The following is a 20334-nucleotide window of genomic DNA, read 5'->3' on the forward strand; positions in this document are numbered from 1 at the left end:
TTAATAATAGATACCAATAAGGAGGTATAACGAGGATGGCAATTAAGAAATATAAGCCTACCACGAATGGTCGTCGTAATATGACTGGTTCGGACTTTGCTGAAATTACTTCAACAACTCCGGAACGTTCATTATTACAGCCGCTGCCGAAAAGAGCGGGACGTAATAACCAGGGTAAAATCACTGTACGTCACCAAGCAGGTGGACACAAACGTCAATACAGAGTCATTGATTTTAAACGTAATAAAGACGGGGTTCCTGCAACAGTAAAAACTATTGAATACGATCCAAACCGTTCAGCTAACATCGCGTTAGTATCATATGCAGATGGTGAAAAGAGATATATCTTAGCACCTAAAGGCATGACAGTTGGAGCAGTAATCATGAGTGGACCTGAAGCAGATATCAAAACAGGGAACGCATTAGCATTAGCTGATATCCCGGTTGGTACTACAATCCACAATATCGAATTAAAACCGGGTGCCGGCGGACAGATGTCTCGTTCAGCAGGTACAGGTGCACAGCTGTTAGGTAAAGAAGGTAAATACGCGCTGGTAAGATTAGCTTCCGGCGAAGTACGTATGGTTCTCCTTACATGCAGAGCGACAATCGGACAAGTTGGTAACGAGCAGCACGAACTTATCAACATTGGTAAAGCCGGACGCTCTAGATGGAAAGGTAAACGCCCTACAGTACGCGGTTCGGTAATGAACCCTAACGATCACCCTCACGGTGGTGGTGAAGGTAAAGCGCCAATCGGTATGCCATCTCCAGTTTCACCTTGGGGCAAACCAACTCTCGGTAAGAAAACTCGCAGAGGCAAAAACCGTTCGACTAAGTTCATAGTAAGAGGACGTAAGAAATAAGTAATGTAAGTGTGCGGATAAAATCCGCACGCATTATTGGAAGGAGGCGCCTACATGGCACGTAGTCTTAAAAAAGGACCTTTCGTCGATGATCACCTCATGAAAAAAGTAGAGGCTCAGAACGAAGGTAGTAAAAAAAGTGTAATTAAAACATGGTCACGCCGTTCAACGGTTTTCCCGAATTTCATCGGACACACAATCGCTGTATACGACGGACGCAAACATGTACCTGTGTACATCACAGAAGATATGGTTGGCCACAAACTGGGTGAATTTGCACCTACTAGAACTTTCAGAGGTCACGGAAACGATCAGAAAACAAAAAGATAAATAACTAACCATATGCGATAAAGGAGGAAAGACTCATGCAATCGAAAGCTGTTGCTAAAACTGTGAGAATCGCTCCGCGTAAAGTACGCCTTATTCTTGACCTTGTCAGAGGTAAAGAAGTTGGAGAAGCGATTTCAATTCTAAAACTTACAAACAAGAGATCTTCACCGGTAGTGGAGAAATTAGTTAAATCTGCTGTTGCTAACGCAGAACACAACTACGATATGGATATCGACAACCTGTACATTTCAGAAATTTATGCAGACGAAGGTCCAACGCTGAAAAGATTCCGTCCACGTGCTCAGGGCCGTGCTACTAAAATCAACAAGCGTACGAGCCATATCACAGTAGTTGTTGAAGAATATGCAAATGAAACAGAAGTTGAAACTGAAGAAAACCAAGAGACAGAGAACGCTTAATTATATAAGGAGGGAATTAACTTGGGCCAAAAGATAAATCCAATTGGGTTTCGTGTAGGTGTCATTCGTGACTGGGAAGCAAAATGGTATGCAGACAAAAACTTTGCAAGCCTGTTACACGAAGACTTAAAAGTTCGTGAATATATCGAGACTAATCTTAAAGATGCATCAATTTCCAAAGTGGAAATCGAACGTGCAGCAAACCGTGTAAACATTGCACTGCACACAGGTAAACCAGGTATGGTAATTGGTAAAGGCGGTAGTGAAATTAACAAACTCCGTACTGCACTGACTAACTTAACTGGCAAGAAGGTTCATATCAACGTTATTGAAATTAAGAAAGTGGATATGGATGCTAAACTTGTAGCAGAAAATATTGCGCGTCAGCTAGAAAACCGTGTATCTTTCCGTAGAGCACAAAAACAAGCGCTTCAAAGAGCTATTAAATCAGGCGCTAAAGGTATCAGAACACAAGTATCAGGACGTTTAGGCGGTGCCGACATCGCTCGTGCTGAAGGTTACAATGAAGGAACAGTTCCACTTCATACACTTCGTGCAGACATCGATTATGCTCACGAAGAAGCAGACACTACTTACGGTAAGTTAGGTGTCAAGGTATGGATCTACCGTGGAGAAGTTCTTCCTACAAAGAATAATAAATAGTAAGGAGGAAATTTGGAATGTTATTACCAAAAAGAGTTAAATACCGTCGTCAGCACCGTCCAGACACTAAAGGACGTTCAAAAGGCGGAAATCAAGTAAGCTTTGGCGAATACGGACTGCAGGCTACAACAACGTCTTGGATTACTGCAAGACAAATCGAAGCAGCACGTATTGCAATGACACGTTACATGAAACGTGGCGGTAAAGTATGGATCAACATCTTCCCGCACACGCCATATACAAAGAAACCATTAGAAGTACGTATGGGTTCTGGTAAAGGTGCAATTGAAGGCTGGATTGCAGTTGTTAAACCAGGCCGCGTTATGTTTGAAGTTGCGGGTGTTGAAGAAGAAGTAGCGAAAGAAGCTCTTCGTCTTGCAAGTCATAAACTTCCATTAAAAACGAAAGTAGTAAAACGTGAAGAATTAGGTGGTGATACGAATGAAAGCTAAAGAAATCCGTGATTTAACGAATTCCGAAATTGAATCTAATGTTAAAGAATTGAAAGAAGAACTTTTCAATCTGCGCTTTCAGCTAGCTACAGGTCAGCTAGAAAACACTGCTCGTATCAAAGAAGTTAGAAAGACTATCGCTAGAATGAAAACGACGGTTCGCCAGAGAGAGATTGAAGAAGCACAAGCGAATCAATAATTAGAGGAGGTTCAAATCGTGGAAAGAAAAAACGAACGCAAGGTTTACCAGGGCCGCGTCGTATCCGACAAGATGGATAAGACTGTAACGGTACTTGTTGAAACTTACACTAAGCACCCGATCATCGGAAAACGTGTTAAATATTCTAAGAAATATAAAACACATGATGAAAATAACACTGCGAAAATGGGCGACATTGTAAGAATTGAAGAAACACGTCCATTATCTGCGACTAAACGATTCCGTCTAGTTGAGATCGTTAAAGAATCTGTAATTATATAAAATATTTGAAACAGAAGGAGGGAATCACGCATGATTCAGTCAGAGAGCCGTTTGAAGGTAGCTGACAACTCAGGTGCACGTGAAGTGCTAACTATTAAAGTTTTAGGCGGAACAGGCCGTAAAACTGCGAACATCGGTGATGTAATCGTTGCAAGTGTTAAGAATGCAACACCAGGTGGGGTTGTCAAAAAAGGTGAGGTTGTTAAAGCCGTCATCGTCAGAACAAAAACAGGTGTCCGTCGTGAAGATGGTTCATATATTAAATTCGATGAGAACGCATGCGTAATCATCCGTGATACTGATGATAAAGGTCCAAGAGGTACGCGTATTTTCGGACCAGTTGCTCGTGAACTTCGCGAAGGAAACTTCATGAAGATTATCTCATTAGCACCAGAAGTACTATAACCAAAACCGAAGGAGGTGCGACAACTATGCACGTAAAAACAGGTGACCAGGTCGTTGTAATAAGCGGTAAGGACAAAGGTAAAAAAGGAACTGTACTAAAAGCAATTCCTGCAGATAATCGTGTCGTTATCGAAAATGTCAACGTAATTAAGAAACATCAGAAGCCATCTCAAATGAACCCGGAAGGCGGGATTCTAGAGGTAGAAGCTCCGATTCATGTTTCCAACGTCATGCATGTAGATCCTGAATCAGGTGAACGCACTCGTGTCCGTCATGAAATCAAAGATGGTAAAAAAGTGAAAATCGCTGTTAAATCAGGTAAAGAGATCAAATAAGATTTAAACGGAAGGAGGTCCCATTAATGGCTCGCTTAAAAGATAAATACAATGAAACAATTAAACAAGAACTCGTAAATAAATTTAATTATTCTTCAGTAATGCAGGCACCAAAGATTGATAAAATCGTAGTAAACATGGGTATCGGTGACGCTGTACAAAACGCAAAAGTACTCGACACAGCAGTTGAGGAATTAAGTGCTATTACAGGTCAAAAACCAATTGTTACTAAAGCTAAAAAATCAGTCGCTACATTCCGTTTACGTGAAGGTATGCCTATCGGTGCGAAAGTTACACTTCGCGGAGAAAGAATGTATGAATTCCTGGACAAACTTATCTCAGTTTCATTACCACGTGTAAGAGACTTCAGAGGTATTTCGAAGAAAGCATTCGATGGCCGCGGTAACTACACATTAGGTGTTAAAGAACAATTAATCTTCCCGGAAATTGATTACGATAAAGTATCAAAAGTGCGCGGTATGGATATCGTTATTGTAACGACAGCAAACACGGACGAAGAAGCTCGTGAACTGCTTACACAATTCGGTATGCCGTTCCAAAAGTAAGTAATAAGGAGGCAATATAGTGGCTAAAAAATCAATGATTGCTAAACAGCAAAAAGAACAAAAATTCAAAGTTAGAGAATATACTCGCTGTGAAAGATGTGGAAGACCACACTCAGTACTACGTAAATTCAAGCTTTGCCGTATCTGTTTCCGTGAACTTGCTTACAAAGGGCAAATTCCTGGTGTAAGAAAAGCAAGCTGGTAAGATTCATTAATCGAAAGGAGGCAACTTAAATGACAGTGTCAGATCCAATTGCAGATATGCTAACACGCATTAGAAATGCGAACATTGTTAGACATGAAACTTTAGAGATTCCTGCTTCAAACATGAAAAAAGAAATCGCTGGAATTTTGAAAACAGAAGGTTTTGTAAAAAATGTAGAATACATCGAGGACGATAAGCAAGGCATCATCCGTGTATTCATGAAATACAGCAACGAAAACGAACGCGTTATCACTGGTTTGAAACGTATTTCTAAACCTGGACTTCGTGTTTATGCTAAAAGAGAAGAGTTACCGAGAGTACTTAACGGTCTTGGAATTGCTCTTATCTCAACATCAGAAGGTGTGCTTACTGATAAAGAAGCACGTAAAAGAAATCTCGGCGGGGAAGTTCTCGCATACGTTTGGTAATTAATAAAACAGGAGGTGCAAAGTAATGAGTCGTGTAGGTAAACGTCTTATTGACATTCCAAATGATGTTACAGTTGACATTAAGGACAATACTATTACAGTAAAAGGCCCTAAAGGTGAACTGGTAAACACATTTAATGAAGAAATGGCATATAATCTTGAAGACACTACTTTAGAAGTAGTTCGCCCAAGTGAATCTAAAGAACACCGTACAGTTCACGGAACAACTCGTGCACTTATCAATAACATGGTTGAGGGTGTATCAAAAGGTTTCGTTAAAGAATTAGAACTTATCGGGGTTGGTTACCGTGCTCAAATGCAAGGTAATAAATTAACGCTCAGCGTTGGTTTATCACACCCGGTAGAATTCGAATCAGCTGGAGATCTTTCAATCACAGTTGACGGTAATACTAACATTAAAATTGAAGGTATTAATAAAGAGGAAGTTGGAGCATTAGCTTCTAAAATCCGCCAAGTACGTCCGCCAGAGCCATACAAAGGTAAAGGTATTCGCTATAAAGGTGAAAACGTTCGCCAAAAAGAAGGTAAAACTGGTAAATAATAAATAAGTGAGGAGTGAACATCAATGATCGCGAAAATTGACAAGAATAAAGTACGTCAAAAGAGACATGGTCGCGTGCGTAACTTACTTTCAGGTACGTCTGAAAGACCACGTTTAAATGTTTACCGTTCAAACAAGCATATCTATGCTCAATTAATTGATGACACTGCGCAAATTACACTTGCAAGCGCGTCTACTAAAGACACTGAATTCAAAGGCGAATCAGGCTCTAACGTAGAAGCTGCTAAAGAAGTCGGAACTCTTATTGCTAACCGTGCAAAAGATAAAGGCATCGAGAAAGTAGTATTTGACCGTGGTGGATATTTATATCATGGACGCGTTAAAGCATTAGCAGACGCAGCTCGTGAAAACGGACTTGATTTCTAATATAAAGGAGGGACATATTTCATGGCTCAAAGAAGAGAAAGAGAAGTACAAGAATTTGAAGAACGCGTTGTAACAATCAACCGTATCGCTAAAGTAGTTAAAGGTGGTCGCCGTTTCCGTTTCTCAGCTTTAGTAGTAGTTGGAGACAGAAAAGGACGTGTAGGTTTCGGTACTGGGAAAGCACAGGAAGTTCCGGAAGCTATTAAAAAAGCAATCGAAGCTGCTAAGAAAAATCTAATCGAAGTACCGATCGTTAATGGTACTGTACCTCATGAAGTAATTGGACGATTCTCATCAGGTAACGTATTAATGAAACCTGCTGCTCCTGGTACAGGGGTTATCGCGGGCGGACCTGTCCGTGCCGTACTTGAGTTAGCTGGTGTCACAGATATCTTAAGTAAATCACTTGGCGCTAACACACCAATTAACGTAGTTCGCGCTACAATGTTAGGTTTAACTGAACTTAAAGATGTTAACGAAGTTGCAAAACTCAGAGATAAAACTGTAGAAGAGATTCTAAACTAAGGAGGGAATAGGCAATGGCAAAAGTGAAAGTTACCCTCACTAAAAGTGTTATTGGGAAACCAGAAACACAAAGAGAAACAGTTAGAGCATTAGGCCTTAGAAAAATGCACCAGACTGTTGAGCAAGAAGATACTCCTCAGTTAAGAGGACAGCTTGCAAAAGTCAGTCATTTAGTTACAGTCGAAGAGAATTAATGATAAAATAATGTAGGAGGTGCGAAGATGAAATTACACGAACTTAAACCAGTTGAAGGCGCGCGTAACAAACGTAACAGAGTTGGACGCGGTATGTCATCAGGTAACGGTAAAACATCCGGTCGCGGTCATGACGGACAGAAGTCACGTTCTGGCGGTAAAATTGGTCTTACTTTCGAAGGTGGTCAATTACCACTTTTTCGTAGTATTCCAAAACGCGGATTCACAAACATCAACCGTAAAGATTACGCAGTTGTAAATGTTAGTGCGTTAAACCGTTTTGACAATGGTACAGAAGTAACGCCTGAACTTTTAATAGAATCAGGGATTGTTAAAAACGAAAAATCTGGAATTAAGATTTTAGGCAACGGTAACTTAGAGAAGAAGTTGACGATTAAAGCGCACAAATTTTCTAGTTCAGCTGTAGAAGCGATTGAGCAACAGGGCGGAACTCATGAGGTGATCTAATGATCGGAACGATATCGAATTTCTTTAAAATTAAAGAAATACGTAACAAGATACTGTTTACTTTGGCAATGCTAGTTATCTTTAAAATCGGCACATATATTCCGGTTCCCGGTGTAGACCCCAGCGTATTTGACACTGGTGCTTCCGGGAGCGGAGTTTTAGATTTAATGAACACATTTGGTGGCGGAGCACTCATGAACTTCTCTATCCTTGCGATGGGAATAATGCCGTACATCACGGCTTCAATTGTGACGCAGCTGCTTCAAATGGATGTAGTTCCAAAGTTTGCTGAATGGGCAAGACAAGGTGAAGTCGGAAGACGTAAACTTGCTCAATTCACTAGGTATTTCACGATCGTTTTAGCATTTATCCAAGCTATCGGTATGTCATTTGCATTTAACCAGATGTTTGGCGGCAACCTTATCGATGACAATAATGTCGGATCTTATCTGCTTATTGCTTTAATTTTAACTACGGGTACAGCATTTCTTATGTGGCTTGGTGAGCAGATCACTGCACATGGTGTCGGTAATGGTATTTCAATCATTATCTTTGCTGGTATCCTCGGTGCACTTCCAGGTGCATTGATTCAGCTTTATCAGTCAAGATTCACAGGTAATGCGGATACTACAATGGCAGTGCTCCAAATTGCCGGCATTGTAATATTCCTTATTCTTCTGACTGCGTTTGCAGTGTTTATCTTACAGGCGATTCGTAAGATTCCAGTGCAATATGCAAAAGGACAGAGAACACCTGGATCACAGCTGGCGCCGCAATCGACATTTTTACCGCTGAAAGTTAACCCGGCAGGGGTTATCCCGGTAATTTTTGCAATGGCATTTCTGATGATGCCTCAAACACTGACATTATTCTTCCCGGATGCGGACTGGGCACAAACGGTAGCCCGTTTTGCCGATCCGTCTGACTGGATAGGCATGATTGTCTATGTTGTCCTGATTATCGCATTTGCTTACTTCTATTCATTTGTACAGGTGAATCCTGAGAAAATGGCTGACAACCTGAAAAAACAGGGCAGCTACATTCCCGGTATCCGCCCAGGTAAAAATACACAGGACTATATTACTTCTGTTTTATACAGATTAGTATTTGTAGGTTCTCTGTTCCTTGCAGGAATTGCAATTTTACCACTCTTAATTACGAAGTTTATGGACTTGCCGCAGGCAATTCAAATTGGGGGAACGAGCTTGCTGATCGTTATCGGGGTCGCCCTTGAAACGATGAAACAATTGGAAGCTCAGGCTAACCAGAGAGAATACCGCGGATTTAGAAAGCGTAGATAAGTAGGAGGAAACAAAATAATGAATATTATTATTATGGGTTTGCCTGGTGCAGGTAAAGGTACTCAAGCTGCGAAAATAATCAAAAAATACTCGATTCCCCATATTTCCACAGGAGATATGTTCCGTCTTGCAATTAAAAACGAGACAGATCTCGGAAGACAGGCCAAGGCGTTTATGGATCAGGGAGAACTTGTTCCTGACGAAGTAACAGTTGGTATCGTAAAAGAGCGTCTCTCTCAAAGTGATGCAAAAGATGGTTTCCTGCTTGACGGTTTCCCTAGAACCGTTGAACAGGCTGAAGCATTGAACAGCATCATGTCAGAGCTCGGCACTCAAATCGATAAAACTATATATGTTGAAGTGCCTGAAGAAGAACTGATGAACAGACTGACTGGCCGGCGCATCTGCGAAACTTGCGGTGCGACTTACCACCTCGTGTTTAATCCGCCTAAGACAGAGGGTATCTGTGACTTAGACGGCGGTAAATTATACCAGCGCGAAGATGATAATCCGGAAACAGTGCAAAACCGTCTGGAAGTCAACATCAAACAGACAGCACCACTTTTAGATTTCTATAAAAGTCTTGGAGTTCTAGCTACAGTAGATGGCTCAAAAGATATAGAAGAAGTTTTCGAAGAAGTCGATGAAATTCTTAATGGCTTATAGAAATGTTCACCTTGCAGCAATTTAGGTGAATGTTGCTATGTCTATATGTATACGAGAGAGTCGTTATTAGACGAAGTGAGTCGTCACCTAGAGCAAATTTCTATAAAGGAATTGAAATGCTGTATAAGGAGGAAAAGAAGTGAGTAAACAAGATGTAATTGAACTGGAAGGTACAGTGCTTGATACTTTACCAAATGCAATGTTCAAAGTAGAATTAGAAAATGGTCATGAGATATTAGCTCATGTATCAGGTAAAATTCGTATGAACTATATACGCATACTTCCTGGTGATAAAGTAACAGTTGAGATGTCACCTTATGACTTAACACGTGGCAGAATCACTTATCGTTTTAAATAAGAGACTCCATATTCTAAGGAGGTAAAAAACATGAAAGTAAGACCATCAGTAAAACCTATCTGTGAAAAATGTAAAGTTATCCGCAGAAAAGGAAAAGTAATGGTAATTTGTGAAAACCCTAAACACAAGCAAAAACAAGGTTAATATTTAATTTGGAGGTGCAAAGATATGGCTCGTATTGCAGGAGTTGACGTACCACGTGACAAACGTGTTGTAATTTCTTTAACATATGTTTTCGGTATTGGACCAGCGCGCGCTAGCGAAATTTTAGATAAAGCATCAGTTGATGAAAATACTAGAGTTAAAGATCTTACTGAAGATGAATTAAACAAAATTCGTGAAGTAGTAGATGCGTATAAAGTCGAAGGTGACTTACGCCGTGAAACAAACTTAAACGTTAAACGTCTAATGGAAATCGGTTCTTACAAGGGAATGCGTCACCGTCGCGGTTTACCGGTTAACGGTCAAAAAACTAAGAACAACGCAAGAACTCGTAAAGGTCCAATTAAAACAGTAGCGAACAAGAAGAAATAAATAGTTACTAAAGTAAAGGAGGATAAATAATGGCTCGCAAACAACAATCACGTAAACGTAGAGTGAAAAAGAATGTCGAAGCAGGTGTGGCACACATCCGTTCAACTTTTAACAACACTATCGTAACAATTACTGACGAGTTCGGTAATGCTCTTTCATGGTCATCTGCTGGTGCATTAGGGTTTAAAGGTTCTAAGAAATCTACTCCTTTCGCTGCACAAATGGCTTCTGAAACTGCTTCTAAAGCAGCGATGGAACATGGTCTTAAAACTGTAGAAGTTACAGTTAAAGGTCCTGGTGCCGGACGTGAAGCAGCTATCCGTGCACTTCAATCAGCTGGACTTGAAATTACAGCTATCAAAGATGTAACTCCAGTTCCACACAATGGCTGCCGTCCGCCTAAACGCCGTCGTGTATAAAAAATAATAAATCGCTTAAGTAGTTGGGAACAATATTATTTTCTAATATTTTCGGCGTTTAAAGGGAGGATATGTTACACATGATCGAAATCGAGAAACCTAGAATTGAGACAGTAGAGGTATCGGAAGATTCTAAGTTTGGTAAGTTTGTTGTAGAACCTTTAGAGAGAGGTTATGGGACAACACTTGGGAACTCCTTGCGTCGCATTCTGTTATCATCATTACCAGGTGCGGCAGTTAAGACGATTGAAATAGAAAATGTACTTCATGAGTTTTCGACAATTGACAACGTTGTTGAAGACGTGACTACAATTATTACCAACATGAAGAGCCTTGCTTTAAAAATATATTCCGAAGAAGAAAAAACTTTGGAAATTGATTTTAGCGGTGAAGGTGTAGTTACTGCAGCTGATATTACTCACGACAGCGATGTGGAAATTTTAAACAGAGACCTTAAGATTGCAACAGTATCTAAAGGCGGAAGCTTAAAATTACGCATGACAGCAAATCGCGGTCGGGGATATACTCTTGCAGACGGTAATAATAAAGCTGATATGCCAATTGGTGTAATTCCAATCGACTCTATCTATACACCGATAGAACGTGCGAATTATACTGTTGAAAATACACGTGTAGGACAAAGTACAAACTTCGATAAGCTGACTCTGGATGTTTGGACTGATGGTTCAATCTCTCCTCAGGAAGCAGTATCATTGGGTGCTAAAATTCTCACTGAACATTTAAACATCTTTGTAGGTCTTACAGATGAAGCGCAAAACGCTGAAATCATGATCGAAAAAGAAGAAGATCAGAAAGAGAAAGTACTTGAAATGTCTATTGAAGAACTTGACTTATCAGTACGTTCTTATAACTGTCTGAAACGCGCTGGTATTAACTCTGTTCAGGAACTTACTGATAAAACAGAAGCTGATATGATGAAAGTGCGTAATCTGGGACGTAAGTCACTGGAAGAAGTTAAATTTAAACTTGAAGACCTTGATTTAGGTCTACGTAAAGAAGACTAGTCATAAAGGAGGAGAAATAATGGGTTACAGAAAACTTGGACGTACATCTGACCAAAGAAAAGCAATGCTACGCGACTTAGCAACTTCACTAATAGTAAGTGAGCGCATCACTACTACTGAAGACCGTGCTAAAGAATTACGTAAACTTGCAGACCGTTTAGTTACACTTGGTAAACGCGGTGACTTAGCATCGAAAAGACGTGCCGGTCAAACTGTACGTAACGTAGAAATCATCAATGAAGATGGTTCAACAAGTTATGCACTTCAAAAATTATTTGAAGACATCGCTCCACGTTTCGCAGACCGTCAAGGCGGTTACACAAGCATTAAGAAACTTGGTGCTCGTCGCGGTGACGGAGCTGAACTTGTAATTATCGAATTCGTAGAAGGCGCTCCAGTTACAACTGAAGAAGCGTAAACTTTTAAAAGCAGAGTGAGTGTTATGATGGTGAGCCCGGAAGGGCTCATTCGTCTAGCTCAACGTATCCTGCAGTATATAATCAGTGCGCGACTCTTATTGCAGGGTACGCGCTTTTTTTACATAATTTCTTAAAGGGGTGGAAATATGATTTCACTAAAAGATATTGCATTTAAATACCGGTCTGAAGAAGCATATGCTCTGGATCATATTTCCATCTCTTTTAATGCAGGCGAATGGACGTCCATTATCGGCCATAATGGTTCAGGTAAAAGTACGCTGGTAAAAATCATCATGGGTATTATCGAAGACTATGAAGGTGAAATATACGTCGGCAATGAACTTTTAACCGAGAAAAATAAACAGAGACTGAGACGCAAGTTTGCAATTGTCTTTCAAAATCCGGATAACCAGTTTGTCGGTGCGACAGTAGAAGATGACGTTGCCTTCGGACTGGAAAATCTGGGACTTGAAAGAGAGGAAATGATTGCCCGCACAGAACATGCTCTCGGTCTCGTTAATATGCTTGAATTTCGTTCTCATGAACCCCACCGTCTGTCGGGAGGCCAAAAACAGAGAGTTGCTATCGCAGGTGCACTCGCACTCCAGCCGGAGGTCCTCATTTTGGACGAAGCGACTTCGATGCTGGACCCGGCAGGCAGGAACGAAGTGCTGTCCATTTTATGGAACCTGCACGAACAGCTGGATACAACGATTCTTTATATTACTCATGATTTAACGGAAATTGACCACAGCGACAAAGTCATCGTTATGAACGACGGCAGCATTGTCGGAGAAGGCACGGTTGAAGAAATTTACCGGGATAAGGAAATGCTGGAAAGAAGCAGCTTAAAAGTACCGTATACGGTGGAAATTTCAAATGCACTTCTGGACGGTTCATTCGTCATTCATGATGAACTGGTGGTGCGGTTATCATGACGATTCGATTTACAGATGTAAATGTAATTTATCACCGCAAGTCCCCGTTTGAATATCATGCATTAAAGAATATAAATACGACTTTTGAAAATGGGAAGTTCTACGGGTTGATCGGCCATACAGGGAGCGGTAAATCAACGCTGATTCAAACGATGAACGGCTTGATTCTGCCGAGCTCCGGCACAGTGGAAACAGACGGCATTATACTTTCGAAAAAATCTAAGCAGAAGCTTATCCATCAGGCGAAGATGAAGGTCGGCATGGTATTCCAGTTCCCTGAACATCAGCTGTTTGAAAGCACGGTGCTGAAAGATGTTATGTTTGGTCCGATGAATATGGGAATAGCGGAAGAAGCTGCAAGAGAGAAAGCTTGCTATTACCTTAAACTTCTCAATGTTCATGAATCGCTGCTTGAGAAAAGCCCGTTCGAACTTTCCGGCGGCCAGATGCGGAAAGTTGCAATCGCTGGAATACTTGCGATGGAACCGAATATCTTAATACTGGATGAACCGACGGCGGGACTCGATCCTTTAAGCCATGATGAAACGATGCAGCTGTTTTATGATGTGTATAAAAAAATAGGTATTACAGTAATTTTAATTACACATGATATGAATGATGTGCTCGAATTTACTGATGAAGTAAAGGTGATGTCACAGGGAGAGCTTGCAGGCGAAGGCAGAACAGCTGATATACTGACAGACCAGAACTTTATGGAACGGTACGATTTGGAAGTACCTCATGTTATTCAGCTGGCCCGGGATTTAAAAGAGAAGGGCATAGCATTGAATGGCACTCCGAAAAATACAGCTGAATTTATTCGGCTGTATGAGGACTGGAGGCGTAACAATGCTTAGTTCGATGCTGCTCGGCAGATATATTCCGGGAGACAGTATAGTCCATAGACTGGATCCGAGAGCTAAAATTATTTCGGTTATTCTGTTTATGATTATCGTTTTCTTTGCAAATCATTGGGTCGGCTATAGTCTGCTGATACTGTTCGTTTTGTCGGTGACAAAACTTGCAGGTTTATCAATCAGATTTCTGTTTAACGGTTTAAAATTGATTTTTATTCTGCTGATATTTACCTTCCTGATGCATATCTTCTTAACCAAGGGCGGGACGGTGCTGGTTGACGGCGGATTCTTTACAATCGAGTCCGAAGGGCTGATCACCGGTATCTACATTACAATCCGGCTGATACTTCTCGTAGTCATTACCACGCTGATGACGCTGACAACGAGTCCGATTGAGCTGACAGATGCTATTGAAAAGCTGTGCAGGCCGCTGAAAGCCTTAAAAGTTCCTGTGCATGAGATTGCGATGATGATGTCGATTTCATTAAGATTCATTCCGACGCTGATGGATGAGACAGAAAAAATAATAAAAGCACAGAGTGCGCGCGGATCGACTTTTATGACAGGAAATTTAAAACAGCGTATCAATGCACTCGTTCCAATTTTTATACCTCTTTTTATGTCTGCATTTAAACGAGCGGAAGAAATGGCGATAGCGATGGAAGTCAGAGGTTATCAGGGCGAAGAAGGCAGGACACACTATCGTCTTCTGTCCTGGAGAACACGGGATACACTGGCACTGATCGTGCTTGTTTTATTCGGTACATTATTAATATTTGTAAGGCAGTGAAACTAATGAGAGTGGCAGTTAATATTTCATATAACGGACGAAACTTCAGTGGATTCCAGTATCAACATGACTACCGCACGGTGCAGGGCACTGTGGAAAAACAGCTGAAACGGATGCACAAGGAGTTTGTCCGGATTCATGCATCATCAAGAACGGATGCGGGTGTGCATGCTTTGGAACAGTATTTCCACTTTGACACACCGATAGATCTGCCGCCTGAAAAATGGAAATTCATTTTAAACAGAGCGATGCCGGATGACATATTGATTAATGATGTTAAAATCGCTGCTGATGACTTTCATTCACGCTTTGATGCGACGGGGAAGACTTACCGTTATAAAGTCTACACAGGCACTAAGAACCCTTTTTACGATGGTTTAAAGACACATTACCCGTATGAACTGGATGCTCTGCTGATGGAAGAGGCGATGCAGCCGTTTATCGGCACGCATGACTTCACGACATTTTCCAGTGCCAAGGCGGAAATTAAAAATAAAGTTCGGACTATTAAAGACTTTAAAGTTATCGAAACAGCAGACGGGTTTGAATTTCTGATTACCGGCACCGGTTTCCTTTATAATATGGTGCGGGTAATCACAGCTTATGTTCTCGAATGCGGCAGAGGTATCAGAAAACCTGATACTTTAAACATGATTGCCAAAAAAGACAGAACGGTGATTCCTAAAACCGCACCGGCAGAAGGTCTTTATCTGGAAAAAGTTTGGTATGAAAAGCTGTAGAAATTATCTTGAAAACATTGACTTTATGAAGGTTAAATTATATAATAATTAACGGTACATTTTTATATCCATCCATGATTAATAGGCCCCGGAAACTTATTAGGATTATGAATATAAAAAGACAAAAACGACAAATTTAAAACGACAATAGAGAACAGATTTAGGAGGAAATTACTATGCGTCAAACGTTTATGGCTAATGAGCAAAACATCGAACGTAAATGGTTTGTTGTAGATGCAGCAGGTAAAACTTTAGGCCGCTTATCTACAGAAGTAGCAACAATTTTACGCGGGAAACATAAACCAACTTTCACACCTCACGTTGATTCAGGTGACTACGTTATCGTAATCAATGCAAGTGAGATTGTGTTAACAGGTAAAAAAGAATCACAAAAAATCTACTACAGACATTCAGGTCATGTTGGTGGAATCAAATCAGTATCAGCTGGTGAATTAAGAGACAAAAACCCAATGAGATTATTAGAAACTTCTATCAAAGGAATGTTACCTAAGAATCCATTAGGACGTAAACAAGGCAAGAAATTATTTGTATACGGTGGAGCGGAACACCCACACGCAGCACAACAACCTGAAAACTACGAGTTACGTGGTTAAGGACTAGGAGGGAAAACATTTGGCTAAAGTAGAATATCAAGGAACTGGACGTCGTAAGCACTCAGTTGCACGTGTACGTTTAGTACCAGGTGAAGGTAAAGTAACAGTTAACGGACGCGACATGAGAGATTATCTCCCATTTGAAAGCTTAATTTTAGATTTAAGCCAGCCATTCGCAGTTACAGAAACAGAAGGTCACTACGATGTATTGGTAAATGTTCACGGTGGTGGCTTCACAGGTCAGGCACAGGCAATCCGTCACGGTATTGCAAGAGCTTTACTTGAAGCAGATCCAGAACACCGCGGCGCGCTGAAAAGAGCTGGACTCTTAACACGTGACCCACGTATGAAAGAACGTTACAAATACGGACTTAAGAAAGCCCGTCGTTCTCCACAGTTCTCAAAACGTTAATATATCTATATATTCGAAACACTTCCCAGGAATGGGAAGTGTTTTCTTATTTTATAATCAAAGTAAAATGTCTCATTCCATCGAATAATCACTGCTTGGGAACTTTTAAATTTCAGCTGAAAATGCAAAGGAACTAATGTTACAATTAACCAGTTACTATATATTTTAAGCTAAGGGGAGAGATTTTGATGAAGAAATATTTATACTTTACTAGTATTGTTCTACTTCTTATTATAGCGGCATGCGGTAATGATGAAGTGAAAAAGGAACAAGAGACAGAAGAGAATGCTGAAACGAGCGAGGCGACTTCAGAGAATGAGGAAGACAACGTATCAGAAGAGGAGCTTGAACAGGGTGACACAGCTGATGAAGAAACTTCAGATGATGTTGAATATCGCCATCTAGGTGATACAGTTGAACTGGAAGAATCAATTATGATTAATCAGCCTTACACATTAACAGTGAATGATTTTACATTGACAAGAGAGTTTAAAGGAAAGTCGATGGAAGAGTATCTTATAGGTTTTGAAGAAGATACAGGATTTTATTTGGCTCTTGTAGATGTCACTGTGACTAATAATGGGGAAGAAGCATTTAAATTCGAAGAGAATTCAAATATTTCCTTGATGGAAAAAGATCAGGAAGGCTTTAACTACATGGAAGAATATGCGATTGAAGAAGAATTGACCGCAGATATTAATCCAGGGGAGTCAGTCACTATGAAACTGCCGTTTGTAGTTAACGTCAATAATTCTGAAGGAAATTATTATTTCTATATAGATCCGCCAAGTTCGAAGTTCCATGAAGTATATGAATTGACGGAGCCAAAATAAAAATAGACACCTCCAATTTTTGGAAGTGTCTATTTTACTGCTCAATCAGCTGAATTAAATTGCCGCACGTATCGTTAAATACTGCGAGTTTTATCTCACCTGCAGCCTTCGGTTCCATCGTAAACTCAACGCCATGTGATTTTAAGCGCTTGAATTCTTCATCAATGTCATCTGTTCCGAACATCGTTGCGGGAATACCCTGCTGCATCAGGCTGTTCTGATAGTCTTGTGCTGCGATATTGTCATTGGGTTCCAGGACGAGTTCTGTCCCATTCTCATCGTCTTTTGAGACGACTGTAAGCCATCTGAAATTACCTGCAGGTACGTCATGTTTCTTAATGAAACCGAGAATACTGGTGTAGAAGTTTAATGCTTTCTTCTGATCATCAACGAACAGGCTTGTAACAATTATATTCATCACTGCACCTCATTTAATTAGAATCTACCTTAAGAATATAATACTTCGGGAGAAAAATGAAAGTATTGAGCACGTTAATCATTATTGATATTGTGGATGGTAAGTTGAGGACTAAAAATATTACGGGAGAGATGATATGTATAAAGCGGTTTTTTTGGATATCGATGATACAGTATTTAACTTTAAAAAATGCAGTGAGAGTGCGCTGAAGGGAACTTTTTCAACGCTCAATATCGAATATAACAAAGGTGTTTTTGAGTCGTTCGCAGAAATTGATGAGCGTTTATGGAAACAGCAGAAAGAGGAAGTGCTGTCCGTTGCAGATGTAATGAATATAAGATTCAAAGAACTGTCTGAATCGCTGAATATGGATTTTGACAGCGATCTCGCCAAGGCACATTTTGGCAATTTACTCGGGGAGCAGCACATTATGGAACCAGGTATTGAAGAAATGCTTCGGAAAATATCAGCAGACTGTAAAATTTATGCAGCTTCGAACGGTGTATTAACGATGCAGGAAAACAGACTGAAATTATCAGGACTGAAGCGGTACTTTACTGACTTGTTTGTATCTGATGATCTTGGTCATGCAAAACCGGATATCAGTTTCTTTACAAAAAGTATGAAAAGAGCCGATCTTTATCCAAATGAGATACTGATGGTCGGAGACAGTCTTGTTTCTGATATTGCCGGTGCTCATAATGCCGGCATTGATTCGGTCTGGTACAATCCTTACAGGTTGGAAAATGATTCTCAGATTCAAGCTGATTATGAGATTAATCATCTGCATGATTTATCTTATTGTTTTAAGTCATAAGTTATCTTAAAGATGAAGAACGTGATAAAATTATATGTGAAATAAAAGAGTTAAAGGAGATTTCAATATGCAAAATATAAGCGGTAAAACAGCATTGATTACAGGAGCAGGCCGCGGTATTGGCCGTGCAACGGCTCTTGCTCTGGCAGCAGAGGGTGTAAATATCGGACTGGTCGGCCGGTCGATTGAAAATCTTAAAAAAGTTCAGGAAGAGCTTAAAAGCTATGATGTTAAAACAGCAATCGCTGCAGCTGATGTTTCAGATATGGAATCAATCACTTCAGCGGTAGAATCAATACGCGGTGAGCTCGGTGCAATTGACATTCTTCTCAATAACGCCGGTATTTCCAAGTTTGGCAGCTTCATGGAACTGACGCCTGAAGAGTGGACGAACATTCTCAATGTTAATGTTAACGGCGTGTATTACACAACACGCGCGGTACTGCCTGAGATGATTGAACGCAATACAGGAGATATTATCAACATATCTTCTACAGCAGGTCAAAAAGGCGGTCCGGTGACGAGTGCCTATTCTGCATCGAAGGCTGCAGTGATTGGCCTGAGTGAATCACTGATGATGGAAGTGCGTAAGCATAATATCCGTGTAACGACATTAACGCCAAGTACAGTCGCGACAGATATGGCGGTTGAACTGAACTTAACAGACGGCAATCCTGAAAAAGTCATGCAGGCAGAAGATCTTGCTGAACTGATTGTTGCCCAGCTTAAATTAAATCCGCGTGTTGTACTGAAAAATGCAGGACTGTGGTCAAATAATCCGTAAAAATTCTATTGTAAAAGGTTGTCTGATGAAAAATTCAGGCAGCCTTTTATTATTTTTTAGAAAATATGGGTATAGGTTAATAATGTTACATACAGCCGCAGTTAATTTAAGAGGAATGGACAAGCAGGAGGAGAGGCTATGAGATGGTTAATACTTATGCTGGCAGGTGCGTTTATTCTGACAGGGTGCAGTAATACGGACGAACCGCCGATTGACGAACCTGAAACTTCTGAGGCAGATACAGAAGAATCTGTGACTGAAGAGACGGAAACTACGGAGACAGCAGATGAAGAAGATGCTGAATCTGAAGAAGAATCTGATGAGAATGCCAGTGTGAATACGGAAAATATATCTGAAACAGAAGAAGCTGAGGAAGCTGCAGAACCGGTTGATGTAATGGAAGACACTGAACTCCTCAGCGGTTACTGGATAAATTACAGCGGTGAAGATGATGCCAGATCTTATATGACCCGCACTGAGCCGATGGAATATATCCCGGAGCAGGATTATACGGTAACGGCTGCTGCTTACGTATCCTATTTTTACGGCAGTGAATTTATTAAAACAAATAACTACGGGCATGATGGACCGCATATTATAGAACAGGTGCCTGAAGCGGACCGTATTATTGTCAGTTTCAATGATTCGGAAAAGGACACGGTTCAGCTGATAAATGAAGGAAGGGAAGACGCTTCAGCGGGTAATGAAGTCAATACTACTCCTGATGATCTGGTCGGACGCGGTAAACCGGTGGAAGAAGGAATGCAGGGTACAATTATGTTTGGGCAGGATTTTCTGTCAGGGGATGATGTATTTACCGGTGAACGAATCGATGACAAAGGTAACTTCGTTGAAGATGCTGATTATTATGTAACAGGCGCATTGAAATATACACCTTCTGAAGATTATGTTATTACATCACCTGCTTATATCAGTTTTTATAACGGCAGGAGATTTATAGAAACTGTAGAAATTACAGCGGTGCCTGCATATCTGCCTGAAGTGAGTGGTGCAAATTATATTAATATCAGTTTCCACGACGATTATTTGTTTGAACTGAATATCATTGAACTCGACTGAAAAGAGCTCCTTTGAAGTTTTTTCAAAGGAGCTCTTGCTGTGT

36 protein-coding genes are annotated in these 20334 nt (G+C 40.6%); 35 read left to right on the forward strand and 1 reads right to left on the reverse strand.

Annotated features, from left to right (window positions below; all coding sequences use genetic code 11):
- Nucleotides 1-35 precede the first annotated feature (35 nt).
- The 32 genes from rplB (at nt 36) to MHH58_RS01745 (ending at nt 17192) form a co-directional block, all read left to right on the forward strand.
- A complete protein-coding gene (rplB, locus tag MHH58_RS01590) occupies nt 36-866 on the forward strand; it encodes a 50S ribosomal protein L2 (RefSeq protein ID WP_135097875.1) in 831 nt (276 codons plus the stop codon).
- 54 nt (nt 867-920) lie between these two features.
- Nucleotides 921-1196, forward strand: coding sequence for a 30S ribosomal protein S19 (rpsS, locus tag MHH58_RS01595; RefSeq protein ID WP_092595648.1), 276 nt, complete (start codon nt 921-923; stop codon nt 1194-1196).
- A gap of 35 nt (nt 1197-1231) precedes the next feature.
- Nucleotides 1232-1615 (forward strand): 50S ribosomal protein L22, encoded by a 384-nt coding sequence (rplV, locus tag MHH58_RS01600; RefSeq protein WP_115884847.1) that lies wholly within the window; start codon nt 1232-1234, stop codon nt 1613-1615.
- A gap of 21 nt (nt 1616-1636) precedes the next feature.
- The gene (gene rpsC, locus MHH58_RS01605; RefSeq protein ID WP_135097877.1) at nt 1637-2278 is read left to right on the forward strand and encodes a 30S ribosomal protein S3; all 642 of its coding nucleotides are present in this window, start codon (nt 1637-1639) and stop codon (nt 2276-2278) included.
- 17 nt (nt 2279-2295) lie between these two features.
- Nucleotides 2296-2730, forward strand: coding sequence for a 50S ribosomal protein L16 (gene rplP / locus MHH58_RS01610; protein WP_115884845.1), 435 nt, complete (start codon nt 2296-2298; stop codon nt 2728-2730).
- A complete protein-coding gene (gene rpmC / locus MHH58_RS01615) occupies nt 2720-2929 on the forward strand; it encodes a 50S ribosomal protein L29 (protein WP_026859101.1) in 210 nt (69 codons plus the stop codon). The genes rplP and rpmC overlap by 11 nt, the downstream gene beginning before the upstream one ends.
- Nucleotides 2930-2947: 18 nt before the next feature.
- On the forward strand, nt 2948-3211 hold the full coding sequence (rpsQ, locus tag MHH58_RS01620) for a 30S ribosomal protein S17 (protein ID WP_115884844.1): 264 nt from the start codon (nt 2948-2950) through the stop codon (nt 3209-3211).
- 30 nt (nt 3212-3241) lie between these two features.
- Nucleotides 3242-3616 (forward strand): 50S ribosomal protein L14, encoded by a 375-nt coding sequence (rplN, locus tag MHH58_RS01625; protein WP_115884843.1) that lies wholly within the window; start codon nt 3242-3244, stop codon nt 3614-3616.
- A gap of 26 nt (nt 3617-3642) precedes the next feature.
- Nucleotides 3643-3951, forward strand: coding sequence for a 50S ribosomal protein L24 (gene rplX / locus MHH58_RS01630; RefSeq protein WP_115884842.1), 309 nt, complete (start codon nt 3643-3645; stop codon nt 3949-3951).
- 26 nt (nt 3952-3977) lie between these two features.
- The gene (gene rplE / locus MHH58_RS01635; protein ID WP_135097879.1) at nt 3978-4517 is read left to right on the forward strand and encodes a 50S ribosomal protein L5; all 540 of its coding nucleotides are present in this window, start codon (nt 3978-3980) and stop codon (nt 4515-4517) included.
- 19 nt (nt 4518-4536) lie between these two features.
- Nucleotides 4537-4722, forward strand: a complete 186-nt coding sequence (locus MHH58_RS01640; RefSeq protein ID WP_026859096.1) for a type Z 30S ribosomal protein S14 — start codon at nt 4537-4539, stop codon at nt 4720-4722.
- 29 nt (nt 4723-4751) lie between these two features.
- Entirely contained in the window at nt 4752-5150 is a 399-nt protein-coding gene (gene rpsH, locus MHH58_RS01645) for a 30S ribosomal protein S8 (RefSeq protein ID WP_092595632.1), read from the forward strand.
- A gap of 25 nt (nt 5151-5175) precedes the next feature.
- A complete protein-coding gene (gene rplF / locus MHH58_RS01650; RefSeq protein WP_135097881.1) occupies nt 5176-5712 on the forward strand; it encodes a 50S ribosomal protein L6 in 537 nt (178 codons plus the stop codon).
- Between the two features lie 24 nt (nt 5713-5736).
- Nucleotides 5737-6099, forward strand: coding sequence for a 50S ribosomal protein L18 (rplR, locus tag MHH58_RS01655; RefSeq protein WP_115884839.1), 363 nt, complete (start codon nt 5737-5739; stop codon nt 6097-6099).
- Nucleotides 6100-6120: 21 nt separating this feature from the next.
- Nucleotides 6121-6624, forward strand: coding sequence for a 30S ribosomal protein S5 (gene rpsE / locus MHH58_RS01660; RefSeq protein WP_135097883.1), 504 nt, complete (start codon nt 6121-6123; stop codon nt 6622-6624).
- Nucleotides 6625-6638: 14 nt separating this feature from the next.
- Nucleotides 6639-6818, forward strand: coding sequence for a 50S ribosomal protein L30 (gene rpmD / locus MHH58_RS01665; RefSeq protein WP_135097885.1), 180 nt, complete (start codon nt 6639-6641; stop codon nt 6816-6818).
- Between the two features lie 27 nt (nt 6819-6845).
- Nucleotides 6846-7286 (forward strand): 50S ribosomal protein L15, encoded by a 441-nt coding sequence (gene rplO / locus MHH58_RS01670; protein WP_135097887.1) that lies wholly within the window; start codon nt 6846-6848, stop codon nt 7284-7286.
- On the forward strand, nt 7286-8587 hold the full coding sequence (gene secY / locus MHH58_RS01675; protein WP_135097889.1) for a preprotein translocase subunit SecY: 1302 nt from the start codon (nt 7286-7288) through the stop codon (nt 8585-8587). Before rplO ends, secY begins: the two co-directional genes overlap by 1 nt.
- An 18-nt stretch (nt 8588-8605) precedes the next feature.
- The gene (locus MHH58_RS01680; RefSeq protein ID WP_115884834.1) at nt 8606-9253 is read left to right on the forward strand and encodes an adenylate kinase; all 648 of its coding nucleotides are present in this window, start codon (nt 8606-8608) and stop codon (nt 9251-9253) included.
- A gap of 139 nt (nt 9254-9392) precedes the next feature.
- Nucleotides 9393-9611, forward strand: a complete 219-nt coding sequence (gene infA / locus MHH58_RS01685) for a translation initiation factor IF-1 (RefSeq protein WP_017547668.1) — start codon at nt 9393-9395, stop codon at nt 9609-9611.
- Between the two features lie 30 nt (nt 9612-9641).
- Entirely contained in the window at nt 9642-9755 is a 114-nt protein-coding gene (gene rpmJ / locus MHH58_RS01690) for a 50S ribosomal protein L36 (RefSeq protein WP_003156543.1), read from the forward strand.
- A gap of 24 nt (nt 9756-9779) precedes the next feature.
- Nucleotides 9780-10145 carry a 30S ribosomal protein S13 gene (gene rpsM / locus MHH58_RS01695; RefSeq protein WP_341344844.1) on the forward strand — a complete coding sequence of 122 codons (366 nt, stop codon included), beginning with the start codon at nt 9780-9782 and terminating at the stop codon, nt 10143-10145.
- Between the two features lie 29 nt (nt 10146-10174).
- On the forward strand, nt 10175-10564 hold the full coding sequence (gene rpsK / locus MHH58_RS01700; protein WP_035809663.1) for a 30S ribosomal protein S11: 390 nt from the start codon (nt 10175-10177) through the stop codon (nt 10562-10564).
- 80 nt (nt 10565-10644) lie between these two features.
- Nucleotides 10645-11589 carry a DNA-directed RNA polymerase subunit alpha gene (locus MHH58_RS01705; RefSeq protein ID WP_341344845.1) on the forward strand — a complete coding sequence of 315 codons (945 nt, stop codon included), beginning with the start codon at nt 10645-10647 and terminating at the stop codon, nt 11587-11589.
- A 19-nt stretch (nt 11590-11608) separates the two neighbouring features.
- Entirely contained in the window at nt 11609-12007 is a 399-nt protein-coding gene (gene rplQ / locus MHH58_RS01710) for a 50S ribosomal protein L17 (protein WP_115884831.1), read from the forward strand.
- A 147-nt stretch (nt 12008-12154) separates the two neighbouring features.
- Entirely contained in the window at nt 12155-12946 is a 792-nt protein-coding gene (locus MHH58_RS01715; RefSeq protein ID WP_341344846.1) for an energy-coupling factor transporter ATPase, read from the forward strand.
- Entirely contained in the window at nt 12943-13803 is an 861-nt protein-coding gene (locus tag MHH58_RS01720) for an energy-coupling factor transporter ATPase (protein ID WP_135097897.1), read from the forward strand. Before MHH58_RS01715 ends, MHH58_RS01720 begins: the two co-directional genes overlap by 4 nt.
- Nucleotides 13796-14593, forward strand: a complete 798-nt coding sequence (locus tag MHH58_RS01725; RefSeq protein WP_135097899.1) for an energy-coupling factor transporter transmembrane component T family protein — start codon at nt 13796-13798, stop codon at nt 14591-14593. Before MHH58_RS01720 ends, MHH58_RS01725 begins: the two co-directional genes overlap by 8 nt.
- A gap of 5 nt (nt 14594-14598) precedes the next feature.
- Nucleotides 14599-15333, forward strand: a complete 735-nt coding sequence (truA, locus tag MHH58_RS01730) for a tRNA pseudouridine(38-40) synthase TruA (protein ID WP_135097901.1) — start codon at nt 14599-14601, stop codon at nt 15331-15333.
- A gap of 176 nt (nt 15334-15509) precedes the next feature.
- Nucleotides 15510-15947, forward strand: coding sequence for a 50S ribosomal protein L13 (gene rplM, locus MHH58_RS01735; RefSeq protein WP_115884826.1), 438 nt, complete (start codon nt 15510-15512; stop codon nt 15945-15947).
- A 19-nt stretch (nt 15948-15966) separates the two neighbouring features.
- On the forward strand, nt 15967-16359 hold the full coding sequence (rpsI, locus tag MHH58_RS01740) for a 30S ribosomal protein S9 (protein ID WP_341344847.1): 393 nt from the start codon (nt 15967-15969) through the stop codon (nt 16357-16359).
- 188 nt (nt 16360-16547) lie between these two features.
- A complete protein-coding gene (locus tag MHH58_RS01745) occupies nt 16548-17192 on the forward strand; it encodes a DUF4352 domain-containing protein (RefSeq protein ID WP_341344848.1) in 645 nt (214 codons plus the stop codon).
- Between the two features lie 34 nt (nt 17193-17226).
- Here the strand turns inward: MHH58_RS01745 and MHH58_RS01750 are convergent, their stop codons facing one another.
- Nucleotides 17227-17610, reverse strand: a complete 384-nt coding sequence (locus tag MHH58_RS01750) for a VOC family protein (RefSeq protein ID WP_135097907.1) — start codon at nt 17608-17610, stop codon at nt 17227-17229.
- 136 nt (nt 17611-17746) lie between these two features.
- Between MHH58_RS01750 and MHH58_RS01755 the strand changes: the two genes are divergently transcribed.
- The 3 genes from MHH58_RS01755 (at nt 17747) to MHH58_RS01765 (ending at nt 20291) form a co-directional block, all read left to right on the forward strand.
- Entirely contained in the window at nt 17747-18427 is a 681-nt protein-coding gene (locus tag MHH58_RS01755) for a YjjG family noncanonical pyrimidine nucleotidase (RefSeq protein WP_135097909.1), read from the forward strand.
- A gap of 67 nt (nt 18428-18494) precedes the next feature.
- Nucleotides 18495-19211 carry a 3-ketoacyl-ACP reductase gene (locus MHH58_RS01760; RefSeq protein ID WP_341344849.1) on the forward strand — a complete coding sequence of 239 codons (717 nt, stop codon included), beginning with the start codon at nt 18495-18497 and terminating at the stop codon, nt 19209-19211.
- Between the two features lie 138 nt (nt 19212-19349).
- Entirely contained in the window at nt 19350-20291 is a 942-nt protein-coding gene (locus MHH58_RS01765) for a hypothetical protein (RefSeq protein ID WP_341344850.1), read from the forward strand.
- The last annotated feature ends 43 nt before the right edge of the window (nt 20292-20334 follow it).

Origin of the sequence: Jeotgalicoccus sp. FSL K6-3177, from assembly GCF_038050175.1 — a bacterium.
Taxonomy (GTDB): Bacteria; Bacillota; Bacilli; order Staphylococcales; family Salinicoccaceae; genus Jeotgalicoccus; species Jeotgalicoccus nanhaiensis.

Bases quoted from the DNA above. Each gene is read 5' to 3' on its own strand.
- rpsK (WP_035809663.1), top strand. From the start codon at position 10,175: ATGGCTCGCAAACAACAATCACGTAAACGTAGAGTGAAAAAGAATGTC.
- rplB (WP_135097875.1), top strand. From the start codon at position 36: ATGGCAATTAAGAAATATAAGCCTACCACGAATGGTCGTCGTAATATG.
- rplR (WP_115884839.1), top strand. From the start codon at position 5,737: ATGATCGCGAAAATTGACAAGAATAAAGTACGTCAAAAGAGACATGGT.
- rplP (WP_115884845.1), top strand. From the start codon at position 2,296: ATGTTATTACCAAAAAGAGTTAAATACCGTCGTCAGCACCGTCCAGAC.
- rplE (WP_135097879.1), top strand. From the start codon at position 3,978: ATGGCTCGCTTAAAAGATAAATACAATGAAACAATTAAACAAGAACTC.
- MHH58_RS01765 (WP_341344850.1), top strand. From the start codon at position 19,350: ATGAGATGGTTAATACTTATGCTGGCAGGTGCGTTTATTCTGACAGGG.
- MHH58_RS01680 (WP_115884834.1), top strand. From the start codon at position 8,606: ATGAATATTATTATTATGGGTTTGCCTGGTGCAGGTAAAGGTACTCAA.
- truA (WP_135097901.1), top strand. From the start codon at position 14,599: ATGAGAGTGGCAGTTAATATTTCATATAACGGACGAAACTTCAGTGGA.
- rplN (WP_115884843.1), top strand. From the start codon at position 3,242: ATGATTCAGTCAGAGAGCCGTTTGAAGGTAGCTGACAACTCAGGTGCA.
- rplV (WP_115884847.1), top strand. From the start codon at position 1,232: ATGCAATCGAAAGCTGTTGCTAAAACTGTGAGAATCGCTCCGCGTAAA.
- rplQ (WP_115884831.1), top strand. From the start codon at position 11,609: ATGGGTTACAGAAAACTTGGACGTACATCTGACCAAAGAAAAGCAATG.
- rpsH (WP_092595632.1), top strand. From the start codon at position 4,752: ATGACAGTGTCAGATCCAATTGCAGATATGCTAACACGCATTAGAAAT.
- MHH58_RS01745 (WP_341344848.1), top strand. From the start codon at position 16,548: ATGAAGAAATATTTATACTTTACTAGTATTGTTCTACTTCTTATTATA.
- rplM (WP_115884826.1), top strand. From the start codon at position 15,510: ATGCGTCAAACGTTTATGGCTAATGAGCAAAACATCGAACGTAAATGG.
- rpsE (WP_135097883.1), top strand. From the start codon at position 6,121: ATGGCTCAAAGAAGAGAAAGAGAAGTACAAGAATTTGAAGAACGCGTT.
- rpmD (WP_135097885.1), top strand. From the start codon at position 6,639: ATGGCAAAAGTGAAAGTTACCCTCACTAAAAGTGTTATTGGGAAACCA.
- rplO (WP_135097887.1), top strand. From the start codon at position 6,846: ATGAAATTACACGAACTTAAACCAGTTGAAGGCGCGCGTAACAAACGT.
- MHH58_RS01720 (WP_135097897.1), top strand. From the start codon at position 12,943: ATGACGATTCGATTTACAGATGTAAATGTAATTTATCACCGCAAGTCC.
- rplX (WP_115884842.1), top strand. From the start codon at position 3,643: ATGCACGTAAAAACAGGTGACCAGGTCGTTGTAATAAGCGGTAAGGAC.
- MHH58_RS01705 (WP_341344845.1), top strand. From the start codon at position 10,645: ATGATCGAAATCGAGAAACCTAGAATTGAGACAGTAGAGGTATCGGAA.
- rpmC (WP_026859101.1), top strand. From the start codon at position 2,720: ATGAAAGCTAAAGAAATCCGTGATTTAACGAATTCCGAAATTGAATCT.
- MHH58_RS01760 (WP_341344849.1), top strand. From the start codon at position 18,495: ATGCAAAATATAAGCGGTAAAACAGCATTGATTACAGGAGCAGGCCGC.
- rpsM (WP_341344844.1), top strand. From the start codon at position 9,780: ATGGCTCGTATTGCAGGAGTTGACGTACCACGTGACAAACGTGTTGTA.
- MHH58_RS01750 (WP_135097907.1), bottom strand. From the start codon at position 17,610: ATGAATATAATTGTTACAAGCCTGTTCGTTGATGATCAGAAGAAAGCA.
- MHH58_RS01715 (WP_341344846.1), top strand. From the start codon at position 12,155: ATGATTTCACTAAAAGATATTGCATTTAAATACCGGTCTGAAGAAGCA.
- secY (WP_135097889.1), top strand. From the start codon at position 7,286: ATGATCGGAACGATATCGAATTTCTTTAAAATTAAAGAAATACGTAAC.
- rpsS (WP_092595648.1), top strand. From the start codon at position 921: ATGGCACGTAGTCTTAAAAAAGGACCTTTCGTCGATGATCACCTCATG.
- MHH58_RS01755 (WP_135097909.1), top strand. From the start codon at position 17,747: ATGTATAAAGCGGTTTTTTTGGATATCGATGATACAGTATTTAACTTT.
- MHH58_RS01725 (WP_135097899.1), top strand. From the start codon at position 13,796: ATGCTTAGTTCGATGCTGCTCGGCAGATATATTCCGGGAGACAGTATA.
- rplF (WP_135097881.1), top strand. From the start codon at position 5,176: ATGAGTCGTGTAGGTAAACGTCTTATTGACATTCCAAATGATGTTACA.
- rpmJ (WP_003156543.1), top strand. From the start codon at position 9,642: ATGAAAGTAAGACCATCAGTAAAACCTATCTGTGAAAAATGTAAAGTT.